Here is a 21378-nt window from a genome sequence, read left to right on the forward strand (position 1 = left end):
CAGATAAGCAGATAAGCAGATAAGCAGATAAGCAGATAAGCAGATAAGCAGATAAGCAGATAAGCAGATAATTAAAATTAGTCGAAAGAACCTGTATTGTGGCTAAGAGACTCGCGTAAACACGCAGCTGTACTTGTATTGATATGCGCTGCGAGCGTAGACACAACAAAGCCACTGTTAAGTGGCTTTGTTGTTTTAATTCAATAGGTTAATTTATTTTATTTCTTTACCTTGAGCTTGTAAGTCCGCATGGTAGCTAGAGCGCACCATTGGGCCACAGGCTGCATGGGTAAAGCCAATGCTGTCAGCAAAGGCTTTAAGCTCATTAAACTCTCCTGGTGGGACATAACGCTCAACAGGTAAGTGGAACTTAGACGGCTGTAAATATTGACCTAAAGTGAGCATTTCAACGTTGTGGGCGCGCAGATCGCGCAGCACGTCGGCAATTTCTTCATTGGTTTCCCCTAAGCCCATCATTAAGCCCGATTTAGTCGGTACGTTAGGATGACGCTCTTTAAAGCGCTTAAGTAAGTCTAAGGACCACTGATAGTTCGCACCTGGGCGAGCTTTACGGTAATGCATTGGTGCCGTTTCTAGGTTGTGATTAAACACATCTGGTGGCTCAGTAGCAATGATATCTAATGCAGCGTCAATACGGCCACGAAAGTCAGGCACTAAGATTTCAATTTTTATCTCAGGATTGAGAATACGTATTTCGCGAATACAATCAGCAAAATGTTGCGCCCCACCATCACGTAAATCATCACGGTCCACTGAGGTTATCACAACATATTTGAGCTTCATATCTTGGATGGTTTGAGCCAGTTTTTTAGGCTCTGCGGCATCAGGTTTAAGTGGGCGGCCGTGGGCTACATCGCAAAATGGGCAGCGACGAGTACAAATAGCACCTAAAATCATAAAGGTTGCCGTGCCGTGGTTAAAACATTCTGCAAGATTAGGGCATGACGCTTCTTCACACACAGAATGCAAGCCATTTTTACGTAATGCAGATTTGATTTCAGTAATACGCTGGTTAGATGCTGGCAGTTTTACTCGCAGCCAATCAGGTTTACGTAGCATGGTCTCTTTTTCTGACGGTACGACTTTAACAGGAATACGAGATACTTTGTCTGCATCGCGCAGTTTGACACCGGGTTGTAATCTTTCAGGCCTATTCATATTATTCTTTTAATCCTTGATGATGTACCAAATCTTGGTAACCCAATATTTTACTTAATGTTTGTACTAGCTTGTCACCGGCTTCAGTCACTGTTTGTGGGCCGCCAAGGGCTTTACATTGCACCATTTCAAGACCGGCATAACCACATGGATTAATGCGTTGAAATGGGGCTAAGTCCATGTCTACATTCAGTGCTAACCCATGAAAAGAGCAACCTTTTCTTATCCGCAGCCCTAACGATGCGACTTTACGTTCATTTATATACACGCCAGGAGCATCGGCTTTTGCGTAAGCGGCAATATCATATTGGTTTAACATATCAACAATGCTCTGCTCTATATGGTTAACCAGTTGGCGTACGCCAAGTTTGCTACGTTTGATGTCGATAAGAGGATATAACACTAATTGACCGGGGCCGTGATAGGTGACTTGTCCACCGCGGTCAACTTGAATGACAGGAATGTCACCCGGGTTAAGGATATGCTCAGCTTTACCGGCTTGTCCTTGAGTAAAAACGGGGTTGTGTTCAACAATCCATAATTGATCTTGACTGTCACTATTACGATTGTCGGTGTATTCCTGCATGGCGTGCCAGATAGACTCGTAGTCTTGACGTCCAAGGTGTCTGATATGTAATGTTTGAGTTTGCAAGGGCAACCTCTCCCCTTATTAGATACGCGAGCCTAACTAACCTAAAGCACAGTATCTGACTAATTTAGTCGGGATTATACTGAACTTTAGTGTTGGCAGGGAATATTTTTGTTTTTATAGTACGCGTTTAACGCCGTCAATGGCAGCAAGCTCTGTGTAAGCTCGCTCAATGTGTTCTTTACTGGTGACGGTAATACGAATAGTGATCGAGTAATAACTGCCTTTACTGGATGCTTTCGTGGTTGGCATGTAATCCCCAGGAGCTAAAGCTTGTGCCACTGCAACTACGCGATCGACGAGCGTATCATCTGCATCACCAATCACTTTAAATGGGCATGAATTAGGGAATTCCATTACTTCGTCAAACGTTGTATTTAACATGGTTTACTCTTTCAGTGTATTTAAAACTTATATGGTGCTGATTATACCTTATTCAAGTCTTTGGGGAGCTGAAAAAATTAAAGCCGCATAAATGCGGCTTTAAGTAGTTGAAAAAAATGTTTTTTAACTTATCCAACTCGCAAACATTTGTTTGAAATAATCCATTAATTTACTAAACCAACTCCCTTCTTTTACTTCATTTAAGGTCACTAATGGGAATTTAGCCACATCTTTACCGTCTAGTTGGAAGTAAACAAAACCAACAGTTTCACCTTTGCCTAATGGCGCAGTTAATTCTTTGGTGAGTTCGAAATTAGCTTTTAGGTTTTTAGCTTGGCCTTTACCAATTGTAATTGGTGTGTCAGTCATTACCCCTAAATCAACAGTTGGGCGATCGCCATACCAGATTTTTTGAGTAACGAAAGTGTCACCTGCTTTATAAGGCGTTACCGTTTCAAAGAAACGGAAGCCATAGTTAAGTAACTTTTTGCTTTCAGCTTTTCGTGCAGTTGAGCTTTTCGTGCCCATCACAACAGTAATTAAACGCATGCCGTTGTTAGTCGCAGAGGTGACTAAGTTAAAGCCAGCACCTGAGGTGTGACCGGTTTTAATGCCATCGACGTTTAAGCTGGTGTCCCACAATAAACCATTACGATTATATTGTTTAATGCCGTTATAAGTGAATGACTTAATGGAATACACTTTATATTCTTCAGGCACATCACGAATTAACGCAGCACCTAAAATCGCCATATCGTGAGCGGTGGTTTTATGGTTGGTAGAATCTAGACCGTGTGAGTTTTCAAAGAAGCTATGATTCATGCCAAGCTGTTTTGCCCATGAATTCATTAAATCGACAAATGCATCTTCTGTGCCTGCAACATGTTCAGCCATTGCGACACAAGCGTCGTTACCTGATTGAATGATAATACCGTGGTTTAAGTCATCAACAGTGACTTTTTTACCCACTTCAATAAACATTTTTGAAGAGTCTGGGAAGTTTTTAGACCACGCTTTTTTAGAGATGGTAACTTCATCAGTTGGTGAGATATTGCCAACTTTAATTTCATGACCAATAACATAACTGGTCATCATTTTCGTTAAACTTGCAGGATTGCGACTTTGGTGAGAATTCTTTTCTGCGATCACATGGCCAGTATTATAATCCATTAATACATAAGCTTCGGCAGCAACATGCGGCACGTCAGGAGTGACAACTGGCACGCTTGCATGTGGGCGAATATCTGGCTGAGGCATCGCCGCTAGCGAAGAAAAAGACACGGCACAAAGTAGTACGAGTGACTTAATAGGGCGGTTAACAATATTGTTCATGGATTGGGCACGTCTCTTGTTAATGAATTTAGCATGACTGTTGAAGTAAGTTATCCGCAATGGGGCACTCTTATGTCGCTACAATGTTGCAGATTATATCACTTGTAGGCAATGTTTCATTATTAAGGTTCATTCATCAGCTTAATAAATTGCCTACCAGAGTTTAGTGGCTGCTGTTATTGGGTTCTTTTTGTAATAAGTAGCTCTGTGGATAACCTCTTTGCTTAATTTTTTGCAATAATTGTTCAGCAAGATGTTGCTGATTTATTGGGCCTAGTTGCAAGCGATAAAAACCGTTTCCGGCAACGACTTCATTGGCAATATCATATTGCTTTGACATCTGCTGCGCCAATGCTTCAACCCTATTTTTATCTTTTAAGGCAACAACCTGAACAAAGTGCAAACTATCGTCTTGTAAGTTGGCTAATGCAATGGAATGAGGGGAATCAAAATGTATCGTTTCAATAGATACTTTGGCTGTGCCGGTCTTTAACATGTCAATTTTATATGCTGCAGCATAAGATAAATCGATAATTCTGCCGGGGTGAAATGGACCGCGATCATTGACACGGACAATAACCTGTTTGTTGTTTGCTAGGTTGGTTACTTTGACATAACTAGGTAGCGGCAAGGTTTTATGCGCAGCTGTCATTGAATACATGTCATAGGTTTCACCATTTGAGGTGAGGTGGCCATGAAACTTAGCGCCATACCAAGAGGCTTCACCTGTTTCAGTAAAGCCTTTGGCTGTGTCAAGCACGGTGTAAGATTTGCCCTTTACCGTGTAGGTCATGTTATTGCCTTGGCGGCTATAAGGTTCGTACCTTGGGTGAGCATCTTCAATTTTACTGACATCAGGTGCATTGGTTGGTGCAACATCATGTTTAAGCTGATAACGATCACTTTGACTTTTCGGTTGGTTTGATGTTGAGCACCCACTAAGGGTCAATGACACTATCATTGATGCGCTAACAAGTTGTAAAGTGCGTTTAAGACTAATTTGCATGATATGCCGCTTCTAATTGTTGGCTAAATTGATAGGCTGCCATGGCATAAAGCGGGCTGCGGTTATAACGAGTGATGACATAAAAGTTTTTTAAACCGAGCCAATATTCAGTGCTGTTTTTTTGTTGTAATTTCACCAATAATGCCTTTTGTGAGGCATCAATATCTTTGGCTTTTTTTAAGCTTAAATTAGGGCTGATAATATCTGAGACTTTGTAATGCAAAGGCTCACTTTTCCAAACGTTGGCCTTGGGTTTGTCATCGCCGTTGTAGCTCATTTTTAGGGCGACAGGTGCGCCCATTTGCCAACCATGTTGGTGGAAATAGTTGGCCACACTGCCAATGGCATCGGCTTTGCTGCCCAGTAAATCTCGGCGGCCATCGCCATTAAAGTCGACAGCGTAATGGCGGTAACTTGATGGAATAAATTGGCCATAACCCATTGCACCGGCATACGAACCAAATAAGCTGTCTTTATTTAGCCCTTCTTCTTTGACTAATGACATTAAGTTGCCAAATTCGCTACGAAAAAATTTGGCTCTTGGTGGGTAGTAAAATCCAAGTGTATATAATGCATCTTGCACTTTGTATTTACCCATGTATCCACCATAAAAGGTTTCAATACCAATAATAGCGACAATGATCTGTGGGTCGACTTGGAATTTTTTAGCCGCTTTTTCAATGATTCCGGCATTTTCTTGCCAAAATTCAAGCCCTTTTTGTAAACGCTTTTCAGTTAAAAAAATCGGATAATATTGATGCCAAGGTTTCGCTTCCCAAGGTCTTGAAATGGCGTCAAGCACCGCTTGGTTATGATGAGATGACGCTAGAAAATCGCTCACTTCAGCTTGGGTGAACCCATTGGCTATTTGGTTGGTGATAAAAGCTTGTTTCAACGCCTGAGGATCGTTATCAGCAACAGCACAGGTCGTCATGCAGGTATAGACAAGTATGCCAGCACTACAGATTGTTGTTATTTTTTTATACATATTTAATTTACCTATCAACAAATCGTCGGTGAGTATGAATGCTCATTAAAATGCCAAATCCAGTCATTAAGGTCATCATGGAGGTGCCGCCATAACTGATTAACGGTAACGGCACGCCAACAACAGGTAAAATACCTGAGACCATGCCAATATTGACAAAAATATACACAAAGAACGTTAATGTAATACTGCCAGCTAATAAGCGGGCAAAACTGGTTTGGGCGCGTGAAGCAATCACTAAGCCGCGGCCGATAACAAACAGATAAACCGCTAACAGCAATAGGCTACCCACTAAACCGAATTCTTCGCCAATGACAGCAAAAATAAAGTCGGTATGACGTTCGGGTAAAAAAGCCAATTGCGATTGTGTTCCATCAAGCCAACCTTTTCCCCAAATCCCGCCAGAGCCGATGGCAATTTTAGATTGGATAATATGATAACCTGCACCAAGGGGATCGCTTTCTGGGTTGAGTAGCGTTAACACCCGAGTTCGCTGATAATCATGCATGAGGAAGTACCACAAAATAGGCAACATGGCTAAAACTGATGCCACAATTGCGCCGACAATTATCCAGCTCATTCCCGATAAAAATAATACAAAAACGCCTGATGCCGCAACGAGAATTGAGGTGCCTAAGTCAGGTTGTTTGGCAATTAATAATGTAGGAATTAACAAAATAATTGCGCCACCGGCCAAATAACGTTTTTTGGGCGGCAGAGGAAACTTACTGATATACCACGCCATTGTAATAGGGAATGCCAGTTTGATTAATTCAGAGGGTTGGAACTCCATAAACCCTAAATTTAACCAGCGTTGCGCCCCTTTATTAATCGTGCCAAAAAAATGCACTCCGAGTAATAAAATGATGCCTGCAATATAAATCGGTAGCGCCCAACGCCTGAGAATTTCAGGGTTAATTTGGGCAAAAATGAACATAATGGTTAATGATAAACCAATACGGGTGAGTTGGCGCTCCATCATGGCAAGGTCTTCACCGCTGGCAGAATAAATCACAAATAAGCCAAACACCATTAAGGTGAGCAGTCCAATGAGTAACAGCGGATCAATATGGATCCGCTGCCACAGTGTTTTCTTTTGATGATGGATATTCAAGGTGTCACCTTAGCGTCATCACGTAAAATATATTCGTCTAATAATGCCCGTGCTAATGGACCGGCATTTGCGCCGCCCCATCCCGCATTTTCTAATACGACAGCTAATACAATAGTGGGTTTTTCGTAAGGGGCATATGCCACAATTAATGCGTTATCACGTAAATGGTCGGCAATAGTATCAGCATCATAGCGCTCATTTTCTCTGACACTAAAAACCTGCGCGGTACCGGTTTTCATCGCGGCGGTGTACTTGGCGTCAGTAAAGCGTGAATGATGAGCCGTTTGGCGTAGGGCTTCATTAATGATGTCCCAATGATGCAGATCGTTTAACACAATCGGATCAATAGGTGCGATTGGGGTGTCAGTTTTAACGTTGTTAATTTTTTCAGACATTAACAGATGCGGTGTATGTGGCTGACCTTTATTGGCAAGCGTAGCAACCGCGTTGGCAAGCTGTAATGGCGTGCTTGTCCAATAGCCTTGGCCAATACCGACTGAAATGGTGTCGCCTACATACCAAGGTTGGTTGTAGCGCATTCGTTTCCAATCTTTTGATGGCATAATTCCAGTGGATTCTTCATAAATATCAATGCCGGTTTTGCTACCAAAGCCAAAAGGAGTCATAAATGAGCTGAGTTTGTCGATGCCAGATTTATAAACCAAGTCATAAAAGTAGATATCACAAGATTCAACAATGGCATGATAGACATCTACCCAACCATGACCCCAACGTTTCCAGTCTCGCCATTTACGTTTTACCCCAGGAATTTGCCAGAAGCCGGGATCCCAGATACGGGTTTTTTCAGTGACAACTTTATTTTCGAGTCCCATTAAGGCAATAAAAGGCTTCACGGTAGATGCTGGGGCGTATTGCCCTTGAGTCGCTCGATTAATTAATGGCCGTGATTTATCGTTTAACAATGCGCTATAAGCTTTTGAGGTAATGCCGTGAACAAATGCGTTAGGGTCGTAACTTGGGCTAGACACCATGGCTAAAACACCACCATCACGTGGGTCGATAGCCACGACTGAACCGCGTCTACCATCGAGTAACTTCATGGCTTTTTGCTGTAATTTTAAATCAAGTGTTAAATAAATATCTTCACCAGGGATCGGGGGGTTGACCTTTAGGGTGCGGATCACTCGGCCACGGTTATTTACCTCTTCTTCTAAATGCCCAGGGGTGCCATGAAGTAAGTGTTCATAGTATTTTTCAATACCTTGTTTACCTATGTCTTTCGTGGCAGCGTAGTTTTTCCATTGGTCATTCTTTTCTAACATGGTTTTGTCGCGGCTATTAATTTTGCCAACATAACCTAAGACATGGGTCATTAAATCTTTATAAGGGTAATTACGGCGTAAACCTGCATGCACTGAAATACCCGGGAATTCATGTTGATTGACACTGAACGTCGCCACTTGTTTTTCGGTTAAGCGGTTTTTAATCGTCATTGGTTTAAAGCGACGATGGTGAGCGAGTTTTTCAGTAATAGACTCTCGTTCATCCTTAGACAACGGCACATATTGTTCAAGTTTGTCTAATGACGCGTTAATATCTTTGACTTTTTCAGGAATGATTTCAAGTGAGTAGAACGGCTGGTTTTCGGCAATGATCTCACCATTACGGTCATAAATAAGACCGCGACTCGGAGAGGTCGGGATAACTCTAATTCGGTTATCATTAGAGCGCATTTCATAGGCACTAAATTGTGACACTTGCAGGTGAAAAAGATTAAATAGCAAAACACCTAATAGCAGGAATACACCGATAAAGGTAAATAATGCACGACGCTTAAACAACGAAGCTTCAGCGGCATGATCGTGCATGGTAACGCGCTTTCTTGGCGACACTCAATTATCTCCAGCTTAGTCTATGAAGGCGAATAAAACGATCACTTTAGCAGTTGCACAAGGTTAACATAAGCGGCTGACAATTATTCCCTGTGATAAGGGTGATTGTTATTGATGCTCCAGGCGCGATATAAACTTTCGCTGACTAAAACACGTACAAGCGGATGCGGCAAGGTGAGTGCTGACAAACACCAGCTTTGATTAGCCGCAGCTTTACAAGCAGGTGATAAACCTTCTGGGCCGCCTATGAGTAAACTGACATCTCGGCCATCGAGTTGCCATTTTTCCATTTGCTGAGCCAGTTGAGGCGTGGTCCAGTTTTTGCCCGGTAAATCGAGACTGACAATATGATTACCTTTATTCACTGCAGCGAGCATGAGTTCGCCTTCTTTTTGCAGTATTCGGGCAATATCGGCATTTTTACCACGCTTGCCTGCAGGGATTTCAATGAGCTCAAGCGCCATATCCCTTGGGAAGCGGCGTTGATACTCTTCAAAACCTGTGGTAACCCACGCAGGCATTTTTGTGCCGACGGCAATAAGCTGTAGCTTCATTAGGCGTCTTGTTCAGTCCACAATTTTTCAAGTTGGTAATATTCGCGTGTGTCTTCTTGCATGACGTGCAAGATTACGTCACCAAGGTCAACCAGAACCCATTCGCTGCTATCGCGGCCTTCAACACCAAGCGGTGGCACGTTTGCCCCTTTAGCTTCAACGACAACGTGTTCGCTAATTGCGCGTACGTGAGTTTTTGAAGTACCAGTACAAATCACCATGGTTTCAGTGATAGTTGATTGATTGGCAACATCTAATACTGTGATGTTTTTTGCTTTTAAGTCGTCGATTTTATCGAGAACAAATTGTTTCAGTTCGGTGCTTTGCACGCGAATTACCTCATTAGTCAAAAATAACGGAGCATTATACGCAAAATGCCTATCAATGCGCAATTAAGAGCCAGCTTAGACGGAGTAAATTTATTCATTCCTTCGCGGATGTTATCTAAATGGTGCAATTTTGTTGATGTTAATGTGACGTTAGAGCTTGGATATGAAATTAGGCTTAACTAACACCGTATAATTGATGCTGTTGAATATATTGTGCGGTGTATGGCATTAACATGGCGTCGGTGCTATTGCGATGTTGAATGCGCGCACGAATTTCAGTTGATGAAATGGCTAGTAACTGACTTTTAATACGATGGATTTGTCCTGTTTGTTGATTATCGTGCTGGTTTCTTTGGTTGAGTTGTTGCTGCATACAAGAGTCAGCAGGTAGTTGCCAACCGGGTCTAGCACATAAGGCAATATGACAATAATTAAACAGTGACTGCCAGTTATACCAAGACGGCAAGTTGATAAATGAGTCCATGCCCATGATGAAATAAAATGTGTGCTGAGGGTATTTTTGCTTCAGCAGCTTTAATGTGGTGACAGAATACGATGGGGCGTTTCTGGTGGCTTCAATATCGCACAGCTCAAACGCTTGAAATTGCTGACACACTTGCTTGACCATATTTAATCGATGCTCAGTGCTGACCGATGTTTGGCTTTTGTGTGGCGGTATGTGGTTGGGCATCAACCAAACGTTATCAAGTTGGAGTTGTTGATAAGCATCTAAGGCGGGTTGAATATGACCAATATGGATTGGGTCGAAGGTGCCGCCTAAAATACCAATGCGCATTTAGGTTAACTCAATATGGGCAAGACGATTGTGTGCTCGAGGGTCAAACAGCAAGCACAAGTGCGCTGTGGCGACCCAATCTTCTTTGCCATACTGCTTTAAGTTGAGCTCAAGCTTTGAGGTAAAACTGAGCATGTGTTCTAAGTGATCTAATTCAAGACGGCTTAATGCTGATTGATACAAGGGTTTGCGTTTGTCCCAAATACGATGTTGAGAATAAAGCTTAGCCAATGGCGTGCCTTGGGCACTAGCCACTTTTAACGTTAATAATAAATTAATTTCTTTAAATAACGACCACATTAAAATCGGCATGGCAGTGCCTTCACTTTGTAGCTGCGCCAAAATGTGTTGGGCTTTTTTCTGCTGATTGAGCAGCAACGCGTCAGTGAGCTGAAATACACTAAAACGAGATTGGTCTTCAAAGTATTGATGTAATTGCTGGGCGCTGACTTGCTCATTTTGGCTAACGAGTTGCAACATCTGCATAGATTGTTCGGCTGCTAATAGATTACCTTCAAATAAAGTAAACATCATCGCTTTGGCATCGCTATTGATGGTTAATTGATAATGCTTAATGCGGTTATCTAGCCAACGTTCAAATTGTTTGCCTTCAGGGGTCGTACAAGGGATGTATACGCCTTTGGCGTCCAGAGATTTAAACCATTTACTGTTTGTTTGCTCCGCGGTGACTTTTGGCCCTTGAAGAATCAATAAAATATCGGGATTGAGATCGCTTAAAATGCTTTGAAAGGCACTGGCGCCTTCTGCCCCAGGTTTGGCGTTAGGTAAGGTCAGTTCTATTATGCGGCGACTGGCAAATAAGCTCATTGATTGCCATTCTTGCAATAAATCTTGCCAGCTAAACCCTGACTCTTGGGTGAGCTGAATACGTTCCTCAAACCCTTGTTTACGCGCGGCGTTGAGTACCTGTTGTTTACTGTTATCAACTAACCAAGGGTCATCACCAAAGATCAATACGATATTAGGTAAAGGCGAAAGCTGTAGTTTAAGTTGATCTGGGTATACCCGCATTAACTTTTTCCGATAGTTGCCAATGTTTGGACAATACGATCCGCTGCTTGGCTGCGCATTTCTTTTACCAACAGTTCCATTTCTCGGCTTTTGGCTAACGCGGTACGCGGATCATCTTTATAGTCACGTCGAATAGCCGTTTTAAAGTGTTGTGGCTCTTCATTGGGCAAGACCACGGTGTAATTGACGTGGTAAATCAGTTCGTATTCGGCCACATTCCCTGTTGGGTACAGTGACAGCGTGGCACGTTCTAAAGAGTCGTTTACCAAGCGAAGTATTGGAACATTATCGCTGGCCTGAACAAGGTTAATGCTATTGACCCGTAATCGGTCATTGAGAATACGAGTTAGCTCGCTGTATTCATCGCTACTGGTTAAATGCAAGGTGCTTAACTGGGTAGGGATAGAGTAACTTTGTTGCAACCTAAAGCCACAACCGGACATCATCAAGGTCACTAAGACGATTGACACAACCTGTTTGAAAGAAAAAGCTTTGAAAAGGGACATGGTAGTTCCTGTGTTACGCTGCGATTAGTGGGCAATTAAATCATGCTTATTAATAATATTAACAGTAATTAAAACCATTAATAAACAGACTAATATGTGGGTATGTTAAGTGAAATAAAGGTTCAGTTCCAACCAGAACTGAACCTTTATCTTTCAAGCTATTATTGTGGCAGTTTATTTAGCAACAATGCTAAGTAGTTTACCAGGAACAAAAATTACTTTAACGATGTTTAAGCCTTCGACAAATTTCTGGACGTTTTCGTCTGCCATGCCTAGCGCTTCAACTTCTTCTTTAGTTGCATCCGCTGCGATGGTGATTTTGGCTCGCACTTTCCCGTTAACTTGCACGACAATAAGTTTGCTGTCTTCAACCAAGGCAGACTCGTCGACTGTTGGCCATAAGCTATGTTCAATGTCAGTGTCATTACCCAATGCGTTCCACATGCTAAAGCAAGTATGAGGAATAATAGGGTAAAGTAAACGAGTTACCGCTGATAATGCTTCTTGCATTAATGCACGGTCTTGGTCGTTGTTAGCGGGTGCCTTTTGGAGTTTGTTCATTAACTCCATAATGGCGGCAATAGCAGTATTGAACATTTGACGACGCTCAACATCATCACTGACTTTAGCAATGGTTTTATGCAGTTCACGACGCAGTGCTTTTTGGTTGTTGTCTAGTGCGTTAGGGTTTAGAGCAACCACTTCGCCTTGAGCAACGTGGTCATGGGTGGTTTTCCATAAACGCTTAATAAAGCGATGTGCGCCTTCAACGCTAGACTCTTGCCATTCAAGTGTTAGCTCAGGAGGTGCTGCAAACATCATAAATAAACGTACGGTATCAGCACCGTATTTATCGACCATTTCTTGCGGGTCAATACCGTTATTTTTAGACTTAGACATTTTGCTCATACCGGTATAAACCAGTTCATGACCTTCTTTGTCTACCGCTTTAACAACACGGCCTTTGTCGTCAGTTTCTTGAACGGTGACATCGGTTGGTGAAACCCAAACTCGAGCGCCTTTCTCGTTGTTATAGTAATAAGCGTCAGCTAATACCATTCCTTGAGTCAGAAGACGTTTTGCTGGCTCATTTGAATCAACTAAACCGATATCACGTAACAATTTATGGAAGAAGCGGAAGTACAATAGGTGCATACAAGCGTGCTCGATACCACCAATGTATTGATCCACTGGCAACCAGTAGTTGGCTTTAGCAGGGTCAAGCATTTGATCTGCATGCGGGCTACAGTAACGCGCATAGTACCAAGACGATTCCATAAAGGTATCAAAAGTATCTGTTTCGCGAAGTGCGCTTTGACCGTTAACTTCGGTTTTAGCCCATTCTTTGTCTGCTTTGATTGGGCTTTGAATACCATCCATCACCACATCTTCAGGTAGGATAACCGGAAGTTGTTCTGCTGGAGTTGGCATTACTGTACCGTCTTCAAGGGTCACCATTGGAATTGGCGCGCCCCAGTAACGCTGACGAGATACACCCCAGTCACGTAGACGGAAGTTAACTTGACGCTTACCTTTACCTTGTGCAGTCAGTTTAGCGTCAATGGCATCGAATGCCGCTTGGAATTCAAGACCGTCAAACTCGCCAGAATTAAACAATACACCTTTTTCAGTGTATGCCGCTTCTGAGACGTCGACATCGCTGTCAGCTGGCTTAATTACAGCTTCAATGCTCAAGCCGTATTTTTTAGCGAACTCGTAGTCACGTTGATCGTGAGCTGGTACAGACATCACTGCGCCAGTACCGTAGTTCATTAATACAAAGTTACCGACCCAGATTGGCACTTCTTTGCCAGTCAGTGGGTGAACGGCATTAAGACCGGTTGCAACGCCTTTTTTCTCCATTGCAGCCATAGCGGCTTCGGTTGTATCAACGTTTTTGCATTCTTCGATGAATGCTGCTAATTCTGGGTTGTTTTTCGCTGCTTGCTCAGCCAATGGGTGACCACTTGCAATAGCAACATAGGTGACGCCCATGACAGTATCTGGACGAGTGGTATAGATATCAAATGTGTCGTCACTGCCTGCAACATTGAAGGTCATTTCAATACCTTCACTGCGGCCAATCCAGTTACGTTGCATAGACTTAACCTGTTCAGGCCATTCGTCTAACTGATCAATATCATTTAACAGCTCTTCAGCGTAATCAGTGATTTTAATGAACCACTGAGGAATTTCTTTTTGAACCACCTCAGTGTCACAGCGCCAGCAGCAACCGTCTTGTACTTGCTCATTGGCAAGCACAGTTTCATCGTTTGGACACCAGTTCACAGACGCCGTCTTTTTGTAAACTAAGCCTTTTTCGTAAAGTTGGGTGAAGAACCATTGTTCCCACTGGTAATATTCAGGCGTACACGTGGCGATTTCACGGCTCCAATCATAACCAAAACCTAATAATTTAAGTTGGTTTTTCATGTAGTCGATATTTTCATAGGTCCATGGTGCAGGTGCCGTTTTGTTATTAATGGCTGCGTTTTCAGCGGGAAGACCAAACGAGTCCCAACCAATAGGTTGAAGCACATTTTTACCCTGTAAACGCTGGTAACGAGCAACAACATCACCTATGGTGTAGTTACGCACGTGTCCCATATGAAGTCGGCCTGAAGGGTATGGAAACATAGAAAGGCAGTAAAACTTTTCTTTGCTCGCATCTTCTGTTACTTCAAATGTTTTGTTGGTTTCCCAGTACTTTTGGACTGAGGTTTCAATTTCTGAGGGATTATATTGCTCTTGCATCAATCTATTTCCGGCTATGCCGCCCATTGTTTGATCTAACGCTAATTAGCGTGACGAATAACTGCATAGAATAAACTAGAAGTGATGTATTAAAAAGGTTCGGATGAAGGAGTATTGATTATGAGTGAAAGAAGTTCTGCTTTATTAGACTTGTATCAAGCCTTAATTACACAAGTCAAACGCCAATACGAACAAAATAACTCTTTGACAACTAAAAGTTTGTTTGACTCTGTCACTAAAGGAAAGGACTACTTAAAACTGAAATCGACCGTTAAAGATGATGAGTTAGATTTAGTAGAAGATTTTTTAAAGCGTGATATTGCCAGTTTCTTAAAACAAGAAAATGCCGATAATTTTCGTTTTAGCCCTGCGGTGATCGCCATGGAAGAAACATTATGGCAATGGTTGGGAGGATTATCTGATCGTAGCCAAGTTCAGTGGCATGAAATAACCAGTGATTTTGAGCATCAAGGTGTGTATCGGGCGGGTGAAGTGATTAACCAAGGAAAGGTGATATGTAATCAATGCCATCATGAATTGGATATCGAGTTTCCATCAATTATTCCTGGTTGCCCAAACTGTGATCATGGTGAATTTAGTCGTGAGGCTTTAGCGCCGTAAAACACTGGATAATAAAGTTATCTTTGAACAGACTCTTTAAGCGTGCTTAGTAGTCTGTTCAAGCGTGATGTGGGTTAACAATTTGAGTCGACAATATTGTATTGCGGGCCTGTACTGCTGTTTGCAGCCTGGACATAATGGAAATAACAATTATCGTCAGTGACTTGATTATCGCCATCGAGGTCATAACCTACATAAGTGTTGGCAATCCCTTGGAATTGAGTCGTAAAGCTGTCATCGATATCGGCCCATTTATCTAAGTCGGTATTGTCTAAGTAACCCCATTTTAAGCGGGTTTCAAAAATACCGTCACCATCTAAGTCAATATCAATGATGTCATCACGTCCTGAAACAGGTTGTACTTGCGTGCTGGGTATTTGCGATTTGGCATAAACCAAACTATTTGCCGTTTTAATTGAGGCATTAATGCCATCAAGCGCTGCTTTTTTTGCATCCGTTGTGAGGTTAATAAAGCGCGGCGCGGCAATGATGGCAATGACGGCGAGGATAATAATCACCACAACGAGCTCTATCAATGTAAAGCCAGCGGCTTTGTTATTGACTGTATTGTTATTGCTAATAGAGATCACACTTTTGCCTTTGCTTTTATTGTTACGCCTAATAATAGTAGCAAACTACATAAAAGCAGTATTGGTGATTCTCCAAAGTGTTTAAACCAAGTGTCGCCGCGATATAACGCCACTTTTTGAACGAGTACGCCACTTTCAAATTGCGGCAATTGTTGAGTGATTTTCCCATAAGGGTCAACCACTGCCGTTACGCCGTTGTTTGTGCCACGAAGTAGTGGTTTTCCCATTTCAATTGCGCGCATTTGAGCAATTTCCATGTGTTGTAGCGGGCCATTAGATGTGCCAAACCAAGCATCATTTGAAACGGTTAACAGCACATCGGTATCGGCATAAGTATTGGCACGAACTTGCTCTGGAAAAACGATTTCATAGCAAATGGCAGGGGCAACCTTAAAGCCTAATGCATTAAGGTTAGGTTGTTGATATTGCCCGCGTTGAAATGAAGACATTGGCAAATTAAAAAATGGCGCGATAGGGCGTAATAATGCTTCAAGTGGCACAAATTCACCTATAGGCAACAAATGGTGCTTTAAGTATTCGTTGTCTCCATTGACCTGATAGTCACCTTGAGCTTGCTGTTTTTTATGTTGGTTCCCCAACACAATTAATGCGTTGTAGTAGCCGCTATCTTTTTTGCTAATAATGCCGGTGATAATGGCCGTTTGGTTTAAATTTGCAGAGTCATTGGCGGTAAATAGAAAATCATCGACCATCATTTCAGGTGCTGGAATGGCAGCTTCTGGCCAAATAACTAAATCAATATCATGTTGGTGATTATAGTGATCGCGAGTTAAGTCCATGTATTTGAGCATGGTTGGCCATAAATGCTCAGGCTCCCATTTCATACTCTGGGCAATATTGCCTTGTACAAGGGCAACATTAATACTTTTACCGTTGGGGTGAATCGGGTTGTAATGTGGCGCTAAGATTACCGCAATAGTCACAACGGGAAAAATAACCACGCTGGCTAACCATTTTTTTTGCACAAGTAACGCCAGTGCGCCAGCGCACAACGCAATAACAAAGCTTATTCCTAATGCGCCAATATAACTGGCAAGCTCACTTAATGGTCCATTGGTTTGGCTGTAGCCGGCCCATAACCAAGGGAAGCCGGTTAATATCCATCCTCTGAGCCATTCAGTTAATACCCATAAAGCAGGGAACAAGCCTAGAAAGCGCCAATAGTTGCTCGTTGAAGATATGCTTGCTTGCTGATTGGGCATTAACTTAGCCAGCAAGTAACCGCACAATGCTGGATACAGCGCTAAATATAGCGCCAACAGCGCCATTAACGCCATCGAGGCAATCAATGGCATACCACCATAGGTCGCCATGCTGACATGCACCCAGCTGATCCCGACAACAAAGCTACCAAAACCAAAACTTAGCCAATATTGTAGGCTTTGTTTAGGGGATAAATATCGGCTTTGATATAACCCAAATGCTAATGCTAGAGGGTAGATTACCCACCAAGAATAGGGTGCAAATGCACCTGCAGTACTGGCGCCAGCAAAAAATGCTGTCACCAGTGCTATTAGCCCTGAACGGGACTTAAGTAAGGATGGATTTAACACGGGTTAGTCAGTTGAACCTTCGCTGTGACGTTGATCGGGGAGCTTGACTCTAAGTTGATTTAGACGGCGGCTGTCGGCGTTGGTAACGGTAAATTCAATACCGCTAATCATGATGCTTTCATTACGCTCTGGTAGATGACCAAATGCGTGAGCAACTAATCCGCCAACGGTATCAAACTCTTCATCACTAAATTGCGTGCCGCAAGCCTCATTAAAATCGTCAATTTCAGTTAATGCTTTAACTAAGAAGACCGAGTTACCGACACGTTTTATTTCAGTGTCTTCTACTGAGCTATGGTCAAATTCGTCTTCAATTTCGCCAACGATTTCTTCTAGGATATCTTCAATGGTGACAACACCGGATACGCCACCATATTCATCGACGACAATGGCCATGTGGTAACGTTGTGAGCGGAATTCTTTTAATAATACATCGACGCGTTTGCTTTCAGGCACAACGACAGCAGGACGGATAATTTTAGCTAATGAAAACGGCGTTTCTGCTTGCTTGAAACCGTATTGGATCAAGTCTTTAGCCAGTAAAATGCCTTCAATATGATCTTTGTCTTCATTAACGACAGGAAAACGGGAGTGTGCTGACTCAATGACTGTTGCAAGTAATTGCTCAACAGTGGAGTCAATTTGTAAGGTGACGATTTGTGCTCTTGGGATCATAATGTCCCGTACACGCATGTCGGTTACCTCTAATACACCTTTAATCATTTCGCGGGTGTCTTCAGTAATTAAGTCGCGTTGTTCAGCATCTGCAATCACTTCGACTAATTCTTCGCGATTTTTAGGCTCGCCCTGGAATAATTGGTTAAATTTATCGAACCAGCTTTTCTTTGGGGCGTTTGTACTCGGGGGGATTTCGTCACTCATAGTTATTTCCAAAATTAGAAAATGTGCCAATCACAATGTCTAATTTTATTTAGGTTTCCTTGTATGGGTTGTCATAGCCTAAGCCTTGGATTAATTGAGTTTCTAGTAACTCCATCTCTTCGGCGTCTGCATCGATAATATGGTCATACCCTAGCAAATGCAAGCAGCCATGAATGACCATATGAGCCCAATGGGCTTGTAAGGTTTTATTTTGTTGTTTAGCTTCTAATTCCACAACATTTACGCAAATAATTAAGTCACCAAGTAAAGATAATTCAACTTCTGGCGGTGCTTCAAAAGGGAAAGATAAAACATTGGTCGGCTTATCTTTGTTGCGGTAGGTGTGGTTTAATGTTTGGCTTTCTTCAATGTCAACCAAACGAATGGTTAATTGTGCTTGGTTCATGCTGTTGCCAATGGCCGTGGTTGCCCATTTCTCAAAATCAGTTTGCGAAGGCAAATTCGGGTGTTCAATGGCAATCTGTAAGTCTAAATCTAAAGTTAAGCTCATGCTTGTTTGTCCTGATGGTTAAACTCAGTTGCAATGGTGTTGTTAATATCCGCTGAGGCTTGTCGTGCTAAATAGGCTTGTTGTTTGGCTTCTTTTTCACGATTTTGCTGTTGGTCAAATGCTTCATAGGCTTCAACAATACGTGCTACAACCGGGTGACGAACCACGTCTTGGGCAATAAAGAAATTGAAACTGATTTCGGGCACTTCACTGAGCACTTCAATGGCATGCCTAAGGCCAGACTTTTGGCTGCGAGGTAAATCTATTTGGGTAATATCACCGGTTATCACCGCACGAGAATTAAAACCAATACGGGTTAAGAACATTTTCATTTGCTCAACCGTGGTATTTTGGCTTTCATCAAGAATGATAAAGGCGTCATTTAAGGTGCGACCCCGCATATAGGCAAGCGGGGCGACTTCAATCACGTTACGTTCAATGAGTTTTTCTACACGCTCAAATCCCATCATTTCAAATAACGCATCATAAAGTGGGCGCAGGTATGGGTCGACTTTTTGACTTAAATCACCCGGCAGAAACCCGAGCTTTTCACCCGCTTCAACGGCGGGGCGAGTTAATAAAATACGACGCACTTCTTGACGCTCTAATGCATCAACGGCTGTAGCAACAGCAAGATAAGTTTTGCCTGTACCTGCAGGGCCAATGCCAAAGCTAATATCATGGCGCGTAATATTGGCGACATAGGTACTTTGATTTGGATTTCGAGGCTTAATAACGCCGCGTTTGGTTTTAATATGCAGGTCGCTATCAGTGTCGGTATTGTCTGCTTCAATGGCGATGGCTTCTTGGATGGCAAGATGGACGGTATCAGGCTCTAAATCCGGGGTGCTGCCTCGCATTGGTTGGGTTTCAATGTATAACTGTTTAAGTAAGTTATTGGCGTTGAGTGCACTTTTGGGAATACCAACAATAGTGAAATGATTATTTTTATGAATAATTTCTACACCTAAGCGTCGCTCTAGTTGTTTGATGTTGTCATCAAAAGGGCCGCATAAAGAAGATAAACGACGGGTATCAGACGGCTCTAGATACAAATTCATGGTGGTGACTTTCGTGGTCAATTATGGCTCCAAATCGTTAATCAAATACTGCCTATTACCTTAAGTGTACGAGGCTGTTGCTGGAAATGCTAGTGACACCAGATGTCCGCTAATCAATAAGCAAAAGAAAAGGCGGCTAAGCCGCCTTTTTCTACCACGAGTTAGATTTATTCAGGGGTAAACTGAGTGACACCTAAGTCATCATCTTGCTTATGTTTTGCGAGGATATCTGCTGGGCGAAGGCTTTTACGTAAATCCATCTCATCTTCACCGCGAATAAATTCGCCGCGTAATGAATTGGTGTAAACGTCAACAATTTCCACATCAACGAAACTGCCAATATGCTGGTGAGGCGCTTCAAAGTTCACTACGCGGTTGGTTTCAGTACGACCACGAAGTTCCATTGGGTTTTTAACTGAAGGCCCTTCTACCAAGATGCGTTGTACTGTGCCTAACATATGACGGCTGTAACGCATGGCTTGTTGGGTAATACGCTCTTGTAATATTGCAAGGCGCTGTTTCTTTTCATCGTCTGAGACGTTATCTGGCAAGTCTGCCGCTGGCGTACCAGGACGGGCGCTATAAATAAAGCTAAAGCTATGGTCAAATGCCACATCTTCTATCAGCTTCATTGTGTCTTCAAAGTCTTGTTGTGTTTCACCTGGGAAGCCAATAATAAAGTCTGAGCTAATTTGAATATCAGGACGTGCTTTACGTAAACGACGAGCAATTGATTTAAATTCAATGGCCATGTGTCCGCGTTTCATTAAGGTTAAAATGCGGTCAGAACCTGATTGCACTGGCAAATGTAAAAAGCTGACTAATTCTGGTGTATCTTCATATACATCAATAATGTCTTGGCTAAATTCAATTGGATGACTGGTGGTGAAGCGAATACGGTCAATACCATCGATGGTCGCCACTAAACGTAATAAGTCAGCAAAGCTGCAAATGTCATCGTCGTGGGTGGCACCGCGATAAGCATTAACGTTTTGACCAAGTAAATTGACTTCACGTACGCCTTGTTCTGCTAACTGTGCAATTTCTAAAATGATATCGTCAAGCGGGCGACTGACTTCTTCACCACGAGTATATGGCACTACGCAGAATGAACAGTATTTGCTACACCCTTCCATAATAGAAACAAATGCGGTGGGGCCTTCTGCGCGAGGTTCTGGTAAACGGTCAAACTTTTCAATTTCAGGGAAGCTGATATCAATCACGGCTTTTTCGCCGCGTTCAACTTGGCCGATCATTTCTGGTAAGCGATGTAAAGTTTGTGGGCCAAATACAATATCAACACATTGTGCCCGTTCTTTAATGGCTTTACCTTCTTGGGATGCCACACAGCCACCGACACCAATGATGAGGTTCGGGTTTTTATCTTTTAAATTTTTCCAGCGACCAAGCTGGTGAAATACCTTCTCTTGCGCTTTTTCGCGAATAGAACAGGTATTTAGCAGTAAAATATCTGCTTCTGACGCTTCTTCGGTCAAGGTATAACCTTGATAGTCGTCAAGTAAGTCGGCCATCTTTGACGAGTCGTACTCGTTCATTTGACAGCCCCAAGTTTTGATATGAAGTTTTTTACTCATCTGTGCTCGCCGGTAACCCATAGTAAAAATAGCGCGACATTTTAACTGTTGTTCACTCTTGTGGCTAG

The 21378-nt window shown here is 42.6% G+C and carries 21 protein-coding genes; 1 reads left to right on the top strand and 20 read right to left on the bottom strand.

Annotated features, from left to right (window positions below; translation table 11 throughout):
• Nucleotides 1–213: 213 nt before the first annotated feature.
• The 14 genes from lipA to leuS form a co-directional block, all read right to left on the bottom strand.
• The gene (gene lipA, locus G3R48_RS15775) at nucleotides 214–1179 is read right to left on the bottom strand and encodes a lipoyl synthase (RefSeq protein ID WP_153661548.1); all 966 of its coding nucleotides are present in this window, start codon (nucleotides 1177–1179) and stop codon (nucleotides 214–216) included.
• 1 nt (nucleotide 1180) lies between these two features.
• Nucleotides 1181–1831 carry a lipoyl(octanoyl) transferase LipB gene (lipB, locus tag G3R48_RS15780; RefSeq protein WP_153661547.1) on the bottom strand — a complete coding sequence of 217 codons (651 nt, stop codon included), beginning with the start codon at nucleotides 1829–1831 and terminating at the stop codon, nucleotides 1181–1183.
• Between the two features lie 114 nt (nucleotides 1832–1945).
• Complete coding sequence (ybeD, locus tag G3R48_RS15785; protein WP_153661545.1) at nucleotides 1946–2212, bottom strand: DUF493 family protein YbeD; 267 nt, start codon at nucleotides 2210–2212, stop codon at nucleotides 1946–1948.
• A 123-nt stretch (nucleotides 2213–2335) separates the two neighbouring features.
• Entirely contained in the window at nucleotides 2336–3544 is a 1209-nt protein-coding gene (locus G3R48_RS15790) for a serine hydrolase (protein WP_153661543.1), read from the bottom strand.
• Nucleotides 3545–3707: 163 nt separating this feature from the next.
• A complete protein-coding gene (locus tag G3R48_RS15795) occupies nucleotides 3708–4550 on the bottom strand; it encodes a septal ring lytic transglycosylase RlpA family protein (RefSeq protein WP_153661541.1) in 843 nt (280 codons plus the stop codon).
• Entirely contained in the window at nucleotides 4540–5484 is a 945-nt protein-coding gene (gene mltB, locus G3R48_RS15800) for a lytic murein transglycosylase B (protein WP_228497323.1), read from the bottom strand. Before mltB ends, G3R48_RS15795 begins: the two co-directional genes overlap by 11 nt.
• Nucleotides 5485–5545: 61 nt before the next feature.
• Nucleotides 5546–6652 carry a rod shape-determining protein RodA gene (rodA, locus tag G3R48_RS15805; RefSeq protein ID WP_153661537.1) on the bottom strand — a complete coding sequence of 369 codons (1107 nt, stop codon included), beginning with the start codon at nucleotides 6650–6652 and terminating at the stop codon, nucleotides 5546–5548.
• On the bottom strand, nucleotides 6649–8505 hold the full coding sequence (gene mrdA, locus G3R48_RS15810) for a penicillin-binding protein 2 (protein WP_212593391.1): 1857 nt from the start codon (nucleotides 8503–8505) through the stop codon (nucleotides 6649–6651). The genes rodA and mrdA overlap by 4 nt, the downstream gene beginning before the upstream one ends.
• An 83-nt stretch (nucleotides 8506–8588) precedes the next feature.
• The gene (gene rlmH, locus G3R48_RS15815; protein ID WP_153661535.1) at nucleotides 8589–9059 is read right to left on the bottom strand and encodes a 23S rRNA (pseudouridine(1915)-N(3))-methyltransferase RlmH; all 471 of its coding nucleotides are present in this window, start codon (nucleotides 9057–9059) and stop codon (nucleotides 8589–8591) included.
• Nucleotides 9059–9388, bottom strand: a complete 330-nt coding sequence (gene rsfS, locus G3R48_RS15820; protein WP_212593392.1) for a ribosome silencing factor — start codon at nucleotides 9386–9388, stop codon at nucleotides 9059–9061. The genes rlmH and rsfS overlap by 1 nt, the downstream gene beginning before the upstream one ends.
• A 175-nt stretch (nucleotides 9389–9563) precedes the next feature.
• Nucleotides 9564–10184, bottom strand: coding sequence for a nicotinate-nucleotide adenylyltransferase (gene nadD, locus G3R48_RS15825; protein WP_153661531.1), 621 nt, complete (start codon nucleotides 10182–10184; stop codon nucleotides 9564–9566).
• Nucleotides 10185–11216 (bottom strand): DNA polymerase III subunit delta, encoded by a 1032-nt coding sequence (gene holA, locus G3R48_RS15830; protein WP_153661529.1) that lies wholly within the window; start codon nucleotides 11214–11216, stop codon nucleotides 10185–10187.
• The gene (locus G3R48_RS15835) at nucleotides 11216–11722 is read right to left on the bottom strand and encodes an LPS-assembly lipoprotein LptE (protein WP_153661527.1); all 507 of its coding nucleotides are present in this window, start codon (nucleotides 11720–11722) and stop codon (nucleotides 11216–11218) included. The genes holA and G3R48_RS15835 overlap by 1 nt, the downstream gene beginning before the upstream one ends.
• A 174-nt stretch (nucleotides 11723–11896) precedes the next feature.
• The gene (gene leuS, locus G3R48_RS15840) at nucleotides 11897–14476 is read right to left on the bottom strand and encodes a leucine--tRNA ligase (RefSeq protein WP_153661525.1); all 2580 of its coding nucleotides are present in this window, start codon (nucleotides 14474–14476) and stop codon (nucleotides 11897–11899) included.
• A 120-nt stretch (nucleotides 14477–14596) separates the two neighbouring features.
• On the opposite strand from leuS, the gene G3R48_RS15845 reads away from it, so the two are divergent.
• Entirely contained in the window at nucleotides 14597–15097 is a 501-nt protein-coding gene (locus G3R48_RS15845; RefSeq protein WP_153661523.1) for a zinc ribbon-containing protein, read from the top strand.
• A gap of 74 nt (nucleotides 15098–15171) precedes the next feature.
• On the opposite strand, the gene G3R48_RS15850 is transcribed toward G3R48_RS15845, so the two are convergent.
• From G3R48_RS15850 to miaB, 6 genes are all read right to left on the bottom strand, one after another.
• Nucleotides 15172–15687 (bottom strand): prepilin-type N-terminal cleavage/methylation domain-containing protein, encoded by a 516-nt coding sequence (locus G3R48_RS15850; RefSeq protein ID WP_323741213.1) that lies wholly within the window; start codon nucleotides 15685–15687, stop codon nucleotides 15172–15174.
• Entirely contained in the window at nucleotides 15684–17261 is a 1578-nt protein-coding gene (gene lnt / locus G3R48_RS15855) for an apolipoprotein N-acyltransferase (RefSeq protein WP_212593393.1), read from the bottom strand. Before lnt ends, G3R48_RS15850 begins: the two co-directional genes overlap by 4 nt.
• A 3-nt stretch (nucleotides 17262–17264) precedes the next feature.
• A complete protein-coding gene (gene corC, locus G3R48_RS15860; RefSeq protein ID WP_153661521.1) occupies nucleotides 17265–18143 on the bottom strand; it encodes a CNNM family magnesium/cobalt transport protein CorC in 879 nt (292 codons plus the stop codon).
• Between the two features lie 49 nt (nucleotides 18144–18192).
• Nucleotides 18193–18654 carry an rRNA maturation RNase YbeY gene (ybeY, locus tag G3R48_RS15865; RefSeq protein WP_153661519.1) on the bottom strand — a complete coding sequence of 154 codons (462 nt, stop codon included), beginning with the start codon at nucleotides 18652–18654 and terminating at the stop codon, nucleotides 18193–18195.
• Nucleotides 18651–19736 (bottom strand): PhoH family protein, encoded by a 1086-nt coding sequence (locus tag G3R48_RS15870; protein WP_153661517.1) that lies wholly within the window; start codon nucleotides 19734–19736, stop codon nucleotides 18651–18653. The genes ybeY and G3R48_RS15870 overlap by 4 nt, the downstream gene beginning before the upstream one ends.
• Before the next feature lie 146 nt (nucleotides 19737–19882).
• The gene (miaB, locus tag G3R48_RS15875) at nucleotides 19883–21310 is read right to left on the bottom strand and encodes a tRNA (N6-isopentenyl adenosine(37)-C2)-methylthiotransferase MiaB (RefSeq protein WP_153661515.1); all 1428 of its coding nucleotides are present in this window, start codon (nucleotides 21308–21310) and stop codon (nucleotides 19883–19885) included.
• Nucleotides 21311–21378 lie beyond the last annotated feature (68 nt).

Source organism: Shewanella intestini (assembly GCF_018221465.1).
GTDB lineage: Bacteria > Pseudomonadota > Gammaproteobacteria > Enterobacterales > Shewanellaceae > Shewanella > Shewanella intestini.